Origin of the sequence: Phenylobacterium sp., assembly GCF_031181185.1 — a bacterium.
Classification (GTDB): domain Bacteria; phylum Pseudomonadota; class Alphaproteobacteria; order Caulobacterales; family Caulobacteraceae; genus Phenylobacterium.
The window spans coordinates 596-10,085 of the sequence record NZ_JAPSKZ010000131.1 but is presented as its reverse complement, the minus strand read 5'-3'; the positions used below and the strand labels follow the sequence as shown (position 1 = coordinate 10,085).

7 protein-coding genes are annotated in these 9,490 nt (G+C 69.0%); 5 read left to right on the top strand and 2 right to left on the bottom strand.

Going from position 1 to position 9,490, the window contains the following annotated elements; translation table 11 throughout:
* A partial coding sequence (locus RIF93_RS14920) for a response regulator transcription factor (RefSeq protein WP_309092241.1) occupies positions 1–349 on the top strand: 349 nt, incomplete at its 5' end.
* Between the two features lie 111 nt (positions 350–460).
* Here RIF93_RS14920 and RIF93_RS14915 read toward each other — a convergent pair.
* Entirely contained in the window at positions 461–1,429 is a 969-nt protein-coding gene (locus RIF93_RS14915; RefSeq protein ID WP_309092240.1) for a nitrilase family protein, read from the bottom strand.
* A gap of 82 nt (positions 1,430–1,511) precedes the next feature.
* On the opposite strand from RIF93_RS14915, the gene RIF93_RS14910 reads away from it, so the two are divergent.
* The 4 genes from RIF93_RS14910 to RIF93_RS14895 all read left to right on the top strand — a co-directional run bounded on the left by RIF93_RS14910 (position 1,512) and on the right by RIF93_RS14895 (position 7,733).
* Positions 1,512–5,372, top strand: coding sequence for a PAS domain S-box protein (locus RIF93_RS14910; protein ID WP_309092239.1), 3,861 nt, complete (start codon positions 1,512–1,514; stop codon positions 5,370–5,372).
* Positions 5,369–5,752 (top strand): response regulator, encoded by a 384-nt coding sequence (locus RIF93_RS14905; protein WP_309092238.1) that lies wholly within the window; start codon positions 5,369–5,371, stop codon positions 5,750–5,752. The genes RIF93_RS14910 and RIF93_RS14905 overlap by 4 nt, the downstream gene beginning before the upstream one ends.
* Before the next feature lie 131 nt (positions 5,753–5,883).
* Positions 5,884–6,060 carry a hypothetical protein gene (locus RIF93_RS14900; RefSeq protein ID WP_309092237.1) on the top strand — a complete coding sequence of 59 codons (177 nt, stop codon included), beginning with the start codon at positions 5,884–5,886 and terminating at the stop codon, positions 6,058–6,060.
* A 50-nt stretch (positions 6,061–6,110) separates the two neighbouring features.
* Positions 6,111–7,733, top strand: coding sequence for a long-chain fatty acid--CoA ligase (locus RIF93_RS14895; protein ID WP_309092236.1), 1,623 nt, complete (start codon positions 6,111–6,113; stop codon positions 7,731–7,733).
* Between the two features lie 191 nt (positions 7,734–7,924).
* Here RIF93_RS14895 and RIF93_RS14890 read toward each other — a convergent pair.
* On the bottom strand, positions 7,925–9,490 hold a 1,566-nt coding region (locus RIF93_RS14890; protein ID WP_309092235.1), incomplete at its 5' end, for a TonB-dependent receptor domain-containing protein.

The following is a 9,490-nucleotide window of genomic DNA, read 5'->3' as shown; positions in this document are numbered from 1 at the left end:
ATTGACGGACCCGGAGCTCTTCCGTGCGGTGCGCGCCTGCGGCATCGCCGAGATCTTCTCGAAGAACACGGACGCTGCGGTGCTGATCGCCCGCATCACCGACCTCCTGCCGGAGCTCCATGGCGCCGAGGCGGCGCGCTTGCCGCCGCGCCAGCAGGCGGTGCTGGACCTGCTTGCGGAAGGACTGACGAACAAGGAGATCGCCCGGCGGCTGGGCATTTCGCCTGCAACGGTGAAGATCCATGTCGCCCGACTGACGGCCTGGCTCGGCGCGACGAATCGAACGGACGCGGTGGCGCGGGCGCACCGGGCCAGGGTCCTCCGAACCGGCGATGTGGATCGAGACTGACGGAGCCGCTCTCGCCGAGACGAGGCCGAACCTCGGCGAAGGCCGCCGACAAAGATTAGACGGTCCGCTCTTCGGGTCCTGGAAGCGGCGCCTGCGGTAGGCGGCCGCCGCTCAGGGCGAGGTCGGCGCGTCCGAGAAGCGGGCATCCTGGGGAGAGAGTTCATGTCCCAAGGGCACGGTGAGCACGCGATAGAGCTCGGGTTTCCGGCCGCGTATCCAGCGCCGTCCCGTCGACTTGTCGAGCAGACGAAGATCCAGGTCAGCCACGACCAGGTCGTCTTCGAGCGCCGTGCTCTCCGCGACCACACGCCCGTACGGATCAAGTATCATCGCGTTGCCGGTGCGCACCTCGCCGTCGTCCTCGCCCACCCCATTGGCGAACAGGATGAAGAGCCCGTTGTCGTGCGCGCGAGCCGGCAGCCACCGCATCAGCCAGCCGCGCCCCTTCTCGCCTTGGAACTCTCTCCGCAGCGCCTCGGGGTCCTCGCCCCGGCGCCGCCAGAGTTCGACGTCGATGGGCTTCATACCGTGGGGGCTTCGCGAGTCCGTCCCTCCCGTCTGATGCGGGGCCATCAGGATGTCGGCGCCGAGCAAGGCGGTCGCCCGGACGTTCTCCACGAGGTTGTTGTCCCAGCAGATGAGGACGCCGACCTTCGGTCCCCATGGCGTGTCGAACACGGTGTAGCTGTCGCCGCTGGAGACGTGCGGGCTTTCGAAGGCATGGATCTTCCGGTGACGGTGGACCTGCCCGCTGGGCAGCGCGACCACGTAGGTGTTGAACAGCCGCCCCTCTGCGTCCTGCTCCACCAGGCCGGCGCCAATGGCTAGGTCCAACTCATCCGCAAGGCTGACGAGCCGAGCGGTCGAAGGACCGTCGGGAACGGGTTCGGAAAGCGCCTGCCACCCCTTCAGGTCGAGGTTGCGTGCGTGCCAGTAGCCGGTCAGGCACATCTCCGGAAACGCGATGATCTTGACCCCCTGCGCCTGCGCGCGGCGAGCCATGAAGGCAAGCTTCTGGAGGTTCCCCGCCCGGTCGCCTGGGGTGTGCTGGAACTGAACAGCCGCACACTTCAACTGCATCGACGTCTCCTCGCCTGAGAGCCCGATAGACCTGGGCGGCCGGCCGTCGACAACTCAACTTGGGTGTCAGATTGCGACAGTGGTGCGGCTCTCTCTGCGGGTCGTGAAACGACCTGAGCAGGACTTCGGCGGAACCACGCCCGCAAGTCGGGCCGCCCATCAGCTCCTGCGTTTTTGCGGGAAGCCAAGTCGGCTTGCTCCGCTACTTCGCGTAGCGTCGTCATGCCGTCGCGGCGTTGAGCCGCACGATACTGATCAGGACAACCGAGAGTGGCTGTCCTACATGGGTGTTTCAACCTTTTGGTTCAGGCCTTGCGGGCGCGGAGTTCGCCGGCGACCTGCTTTCACCCATTCGTCGGCGGGTTCCACCGACGCCTGGCTTCGCTTGGGATCGTCTATGTCGGTAACCGCCTTTGCTTCGAGCCTGCAGGTGGCGCAGGCGATCTTCGACGCCATCCCAGCTCCCGTCTTCGTGAAGGATCGGGCGCACCGCCTGGTGGTGCTCAACAGGGCGTTCGCTGAGTTGGCGGGGGCGGACGTGAGCGCCCTCGTCGGCAAGTCCGACGCCGATTTCTTCCCTCCGGAGGAGGTGGCCGCCTATTGGGCTGTCGACGACCGGGTCCTGCGGACTGGCGAGATGGTGGAAGCCGAGGAGCCCGTCACCGATGGACAGGGGCACGTCCGCATCTGCCGCACGCGCAAGCAGCGGGTCTACATCACGAGCGACGCCGGCGAGGCGGAGCCCTTCGTGGTGGCGGTGATCAGCGACGTCACCGAGATCCGCCGCGCGGAAGACCGGGCGAGGCGGGCCGAGAAGATCCAGGCCGCCGAGGCCTCGGCGTTGGCTGCCATCAGCGGCGGAGCCCCGCTAGGCGACATCCTGGCGATGATCGCGTCGTCCGTCGACGAACTGTCCGAAACCGGCGCGGTCTGTTCCATCCTGCTTCGCGACCCTGCGCGGGAAGTCCTGAGCAACGGCGTCGCGCCCGGCCTCCCGCCCGGCTACATGGCCGCCGTCGATGGCGTGCCGATCGGGCCGAGGAGCGGCTCATGTGGAACAGCCGCCCACCTGCGCCGGCCCGTGGCGGTCAGCGACCTGGCCGTCGACCCTCTCTGGGATCAATGGCGCGACCTGGCGCTGGCCCATGGTCTACGCGCCTGCGCATCCACCCCGATCTTCGACGAAACGGGCGACGTCCTTGGCGCTTTCGCCCTCTACCACCGCACCGTGCGCGCGACCGACGGCGCCGATCTGGCGCTTGTATCCCGGATGAGCAACCTGGCCGCTGTCGCTATCGCGCGGACGCGCCGGGACCAAGCGCTGCGGGCCACCCGAGAGCGGCTGGAGCGTCTGAGCGACGCGGTGGGTGCGGTCATGTGGATCGCGGACCCACACGTCAGCGCGTTCGCTTACATGAGCCCAAGCTTCGAGAAGCTCACCGGCCGCCTTCTCGCCGACCTGATGGCGGACCCGCTCACCTGGGCGAAGCTCATTCACCCGGATGACCTCCCCAGGGTGCTCGAGGTGACGCAGCAGGGCTGGCAGGCCTACGATCTGGAGTATCGGATCATTCGGTCGGACGGTGAGGTGCGCTGGGTGCACGCCGTGGGCAATCCGGTCGAGGACGAGGAGGGCAAGGTCTCCTGGGTCGCGGGCATCGCGCACGACATCACGAACCTCAAGGCCGCGGACCAGGCGGCGCGGGCCAGTGAGGAAAGGTTCCGAGAACTGGCGGAAACCGTCGAGGACGTGTTCTGGATCAGTACCCCGAGTGGCGACGCGATCCACTACGTGAGCCCCGGCTATCAGAAGGTCTGGGGGCGCTCGCCCGCTGAGTTGCACGCCGACCCAGCGCTTTGGATCGAAGCGATACACCCGGAAGACCGGGCTTCGTTCTTCGGTGCGTTCGAGAACCAGGCGCAGGGCTACCGCACCGAGTACCGGATTATCCGTCCCGGCGGCGAGATCCGCTGGATTTCCGACCGGGGATTCCCGGTGCGCGACGCCTCCGGCGAAACCCTGCGGGTCGTCGGCCTGGCGCAGGACATCACCTACATGAAGGAGGCGCAGGCCGCGCTGCAAGCCAGTCGTGATGAGGCGCAGGCTCAGGCCCAGGGCCGGCGCGCTATCCTGGACAGCGCCCGGGACGCCATCATCACCCTCGACGGCGAGGGACGGATCGAGGGCGTCAACAAGGCGGGCGAACGCATGCTGGGCTACAGCGAGCCGGAACTGATCGGCCGTCCAGCCCAGATGCTGATCGGCAGCGATCCCAACGAGCCCCGCAGCCTCGTGCAGCGGCTGCTGGACGCCCGTTCGGACGACGGCCATCGCGTCTACGAGATCAATCTACTGCAGAAGAATGGCGGGCAGTTGCCCGTGGACGTGAATGTCGGCGAGCTCTTGCAGCCCGACGGCGTCCATTTCGTCGCGGTGCTTCGCGACAGCACCGAGCGACGGCGGCTGGAGCGATCCAAGAACGAATTCATCTCGACCGTCAGCCATGAACTGCGCACGCCGCTCACCTCGATCGCGGGTTCCCTTGGCCTGCTGATCGGCTCGGGCGCCGCCGGTGCGTTGCCGGAGCGCACGTCGCGGCTGATCTCGATCGCCGAGAGCAACAGCCGCCGCCTGGTGCGCCTGATCAACGACATCCTGGACATCGAGAAGATGCAGACGGGGGCGATGACCTTCGCCATGGCCGACGTGGACCTCGGCGACCTTGCCGCCCGGGCGATCGAGACCATGGGCGGGCTGGCGTCCGATCTCGGCGTCTCCTATCGCTCGGCGAATTTGGACGCCCCTGTGATCGTCCGCGGCGACGCCGATCGACTGACCCAGGTGCTCACAAACCTGTTGTCCAACGCCGCCAAGTTCTCCCCCGCTGGCGGCGAGATCGAAGTTGCGGTCACGACGTCGGGACCGCGCGCGCGGTTCTCCGTGCGAGATCACGGCCAGGGGATCTCCGCCGAGTTCCGTGATCGGATCTTCGGCAAGTTTGCACAGGCCGACGCCTCGGACACCCGGCAGAAGGGCGGCACAGGGCTCGGCCTTGCGATCTGTAAGGAAATCACCGAGCGCCATGGCGGCCGCATCTGGTTCGACTCGCCGCCAGGGCAGGGGGCCACCTTCCATGTAGAGCTGCCTTTGGCCGTGACCCTGGCGCAGCCAGTTGCATCGGCGGAGATGGGCGGCGGAAGACTGCTGCTGTGCGAGGACGACGTCGACGTGGCGGCGTTCCTCTCCGCCGCACTGGAGATGCAGGGGTTCGAGGCCGACGTCGTGCACACGCTCGCGGCGGCCGACGCGGCCCTGCGAGGCCCGCACCGGTACAGCGCGCTTCTCTTGGATCTGCGCTTGCCGGACGGCAACGGCCTGGACTTCCTGGGGCGGCTGCGCGAGCGCAGCGAGACCCGCGCCTTGCCGGTCGTAATCATATCCGCGAGCCCGCAGGAAAATGTCGCGAAAGGCGTGGACATTGTCGACTGGATCCAGAAGCCGATCGACCTGGGGCGACTGAGGTCGGCGGTCGGCCAGGCCGCGCGAGCGTCCACGGAGCCCCCGCGAGTGCTTTATGTGGACGACGACGCCGATCTGCGCCGACTGGTCTGCGAAGCGTTCGGCGCGCGGGCGCGCGTCATGACGGCCGAGAGCCTGACAGACGCTCGCCGGCTCCTTTCGACGGCGATGCCCGATGTCGCGATTCTCGACATCGGGCTGCCGGACGGGTCTGGCGTCGAGCTCCTGCCGGACTTGACGCATGCCGACGGGCGGACGGTGCCGGTGGTGATCTTCTCGGCGCGCAGCTACGGGGAGGTGCAGCTCACCGAGCAGATCGAGGCTATCCTGACGAAGTCGAGGACCTCCCTCGATGAGCTCGCCCGGACGGTGAGCAGGCTGCATAGCGATTGCGCGCGGGCCGGGCTGGAGCTGGCGGCGTGAGCAAGCTGAAGGTCCTCTACGTCGAAGACGAGCCGGACTTGCGTGAGGTCGCGACCTACGCGTTGGAGATGGACCCTGACATCGAGGTCCGCACCGCGGCGTCAGGGCAAGAAGCCCTGGCCGCGCTGGACGGCGGGGCGGTGCAGCCGGACGTCATCCTGCTCGATGCCACGATGCCAGCCATGGACGGGCCAACCGTCCTGCAGCGCATCCGGCAACGGGCGGCGTTTGATCACTGCCCGATCCTCTTCATGACTGCGCGGATCCAAGCGCACGAGCGCGAACGGTTCCTCGCCCTGGGCGCCGCCGGCGTGATCGGCAAGCCCTTCGATCCGCTCACGCTCGCCAGCACCCTGAGGTCAAGTCTCGCGAGCGGCTGACGCGGGCCGCGCCCTCGCCGAAGCGGAATCTACCCGTCGAACACCTGGCGCCGCCGACAAGATGACGCGGGCCCGTTCACGCCCGCTCGACGTCCGCTTTCGAGCCCCACTTCAAGGCCCGCTTCCGGTCGATGGCACGATCGAGACGCCTCAGCGGCATCTCCTGGTGGTCGCCTTGGGACACGGTGGAGGACCACACCGTGCGGTTCCGGAGCTCTCCGGCGTTCGACCGCTGGCGCGCGCTGGCGGGTCCGCACTTCGGCGGACCGCCACAGGTCAGCCACGTCGGCGAAGTTCCGCTCGATTGATCGCCGCAGCTCCGTAAAGTCGGCGCCGGACTAGGGGAAAGGGGAGGTCGATGATCCCGGGACTGATGCAGGAGCGGCCCCTGCAGATCGCTTCGATCCTGACCTACGCGGCCGCGGCGCACCCGCGGCGTGAGGTGGTGTCCAGGCTCGTCGACGAGCCGCTGTGGCGATACGACTACGCCGGCGTCGCCCGCCGGGCCGCACAGGCCGCCTGGGCGTTGCGGCGCATGGGCGTCGCGCCCGGCGAACGGGTCAGCTCGCTGGCATGGAACACCCATCGGCATCTCGAGCTGTTCTACGGCGTCACCGGCATCGGCGCCGTGCTGCACACCGCCAATCCGCGGCTGTCGGGCGAGCAGCTCGCGTACACGATCAACCACGCCGAAAGCCGCGTGCTGTTCTTCGACCGCAACCTCGCCGCGCAGGTGGAACGGATCGCACCGCGCCTGACGACAGTTCGCCGGTTCGTCGAACTCTCCGCGCCGCCCGCGCAGTCCGCAGCCCTGGCGGCGGACTGCTATGAAGCGTTGCTCGCGGCGGAAGAGCCCGCCATCGACTGGCCGGTTTTCCCCGAGTCCGCGGCGGCCTTCCTCTGCTACACCTCCGGCACGACGGGCGACCCCAAGGGCGTGCTCTACAGTCACCGGGCGGTGGTCCTCCACGCCATGGGCGCCGGGCTCAACGCGGCGTTCGGCTTCACGGCCTTCGACGTGGTGATGCCGTGTTCTTCGCTCTATCACGCCACGGCCTGGGGGCTGCCGTTCGTGGCGCCGCTGTGCGGCGCGAAGCTGGTCCTGCCGTGCGACCGCATGGACGGGGCGGCGCTCCACGAGCTGATCGACGGCGAGGCCGTCACCTTCACCGGCGGCGTCCCGACCATCTGGACGATGTACCTGAGCCATCTCGAGCAGACCGGCCAGACGCCGCGCGCCTTGCGGCGGGTGATGATCGGCGGGTCGGCCGTGCCGCGGACCATGGCCGAGGCGTTCAAAGTCCGCCACGGCGTCGAAACCCTGCAGATCTGGGGGATGACGGAGACGTGCCCCCTGGGCGTCATCGCATCGCCGACGCCGGCGCTGGCCGAGCTCGGGGAGTCGGAGATGCAGGAGGTCCTTTGGACCCGCCAGGGCCGGCTGCAGTACGGCGTCGAGGTCCGGCTCGTCGACGACGCAGGCGGGGAGGTTCCCTGGGACGGCGTCACGCCTGGAGCCCTGCAGGTGCGCGGGCCATGGGTCGTGCGCCGCTATTACCGGCAGACGGTCGACGCCTGCGACGCCGAGGGCTGGTTCGACACCGGCGACATCGCCACGGTCGATCCGAACGGGTTCCTGCGGCTGACCGACCGGGCCAAGGACGTGATCAAGTCCGGCGGCGAATGGATCAGTTCGGTCGATCTCGAGAACGTCGCCGCCGGTTGCCCAGGGGTGCGTATCGCCGCGGTGGTGGGTGCGCCGCATCCTAAGTGGGAGGAGCGCCCGATCCTGGTCGTCGAGACCCACCAGGGGGCGTCGCTCACGGCGCAAGAGGTGCTGGCCTTCCTAGCCGAGCGTGTCGTGAAATGGTGGCTGCCCGACAGGGTCGTGTTCGAGCCCGTGCCGCTGACCGCCACCGGCAAGATCGACAAGAAGGTGCTGCGGGAAAGGTTTCGATCGGCGCTCGCGACGGAGGGCTGAGCGGCCGATCCCGCGGGCTCCTGGCCCGCGCCACGCCGCGGAAGAGCCCTCGCCGCGTCGCTCGCTCGCTTCGTCTCTGCCGGCTGGGCGGTAGCGCCGCGCGCGGGCAGTCGGCGCGGTTGGGCTCCGCTGCCGGCGCGGCGGTGAGTGTCCGCTGTGGGTCGTGACGTCGGCGATGGTCGCTGTGCGCATCAGAAGTCAATCGTCAGGAATAGCGCCGCCGTGCGGGGTGCGTTCACCTCGAAGGTCCCGCTGCTGATCACCTTCCAGTCGAGTTCGTTGGTGACGTTCGTCACCTGCAGGCGCAGCAACGCCGGCGTCTCGCCGACGTCGAACCGGTAGCGCAGGCCCAGGTCGACGATCGTCGCCGCCGGCACATAGGCGTGGTTCAGCTGGTCGGCGACGCGGCGGCCATGGTGGTTGGCGCCGAAGGTGGCCGAGAGGCCTTCGACGGGCAGCGCCCATGTCCCGCTGAGCGTCAGGACGCGCTCGGTCTGGCCGACGGGCTCGCGTCCGATGCGGCCCTGCGCCACCGGTTCGCCGGTCACCCGCGGCTGCATCAGGACGGCGCCGGCCACCAGCGTCAGGCCTTCGACGGGCGAGCCGGTCAGGCTCATCTCGACGCCCCGGTGGCGCACCGCGCCCATCTCCAGGAAGACATTCGCTTCGTCCGGCGCGAAGTACGGCTTCTTCACCTGGAACGCGCCGGCCACCAGGCGCAGATTGTGCGGCAGGATCCAGCGGACGCCGACGTCCCACTGATCGGTGATGATGGCCGGCAAGGCCTGAGTCCGGTTGGCGGCGCTGTCGGGGGCGACGCCGCTCTCCTCCAGGCCCCGGGCGACGCTGCCGTAGAGCGCGAGGTTCGGGGTAAGGGTCCAGGAGGCGGCGGCGTTATAGAGCCAGGCCGGATCATGGACCTTGGCGTCGGCGGCGTCGGGGCGGCGCACGGTCTTGCGATAGTCCGTCCGCTGCAGCCCCAGCATCAGCGAGCCGCGGCCGCGCCAGCGGACGTCGTAGGCGAGCCCGCCCGTCCACTGCTCGACCACGTCGCGGGTGCGGGCGCCCAGCACATAGGCCGGTTCCGGCGCATCGATCACGTCGGCCACGTTGGTCGGGCCGAAGTCGACAGCGGCGCCGCCGCCATAGAGGCTGTCCCGCTTTCGGCCGCGCAAGGAAGCGTGGAGCGCGTGCGCCCAATCACCGGCGACCCAGGCGCGGCTCACCCGCAGCTCGCCGCTGGTGGAGGCGAGCTGCTGACGCGGGTCGCGGCTGATGCGGCGGAGGGCGGAGCCATCGGGCAGGACGCCGGTGAGCAGATGCGCGTGGTTCTCCCGCGTGTCGTTCACTGAGCGGAAAAGACCGGCGGCCAGGTCGAAGCCGCCCGGCAACGGCGCGCGGCCGAGGACGCCGTAGTTCGTCGCGACGTTCCGGTAGTCGGCCCAGTCCGGACCGATGTAGCGGCGGCGCTCCACCTTTGGCGGCAGGGTCCCGGGCGCGGCGACGTAGAGCGGGGCCGCTTCGCGGTCCCACGCGTCGACCCGGCTCCAGAACGGCAGGACCAAGACGTCATCCGCCGGCCGCCATCGCGCGGCGACAGCATAGGACCCGAACACGGCGTCGGAGCCGCTGGCGTATTCGTCGTCGAAACCGGCGATCCCGGCGGCGACGCTCAGCGTCTCCCCAAGGGGGAACTGGCCGTCCACCTCGATCCGGCCGCCGCCCATGGGGCCATAGCCCGCGAGCACGCTGACCAC

Excerpts from the sequence above, each read along its gene's own strand:
- RIF93_RS14915 (WP_309092240.1), bottom strand. The coding sequence starts at position 1,429 with ATGCAGTTGAAGTGTGCGGCTGTTCAGTTCCAGCACACCCCAGGCGAC.
- RIF93_RS14900 (WP_309092237.1), top strand. The coding sequence starts at position 5,884 with ATGGCACGATCGAGACGCCTCAGCGGCATCTCCTGGTGGTCGCCTTGG.
- RIF93_RS14895 (WP_309092236.1), top strand. The coding sequence starts at position 6,111 with ATGATCCCGGGACTGATGCAGGAGCGGCCCCTGCAGATCGCTTCGATC.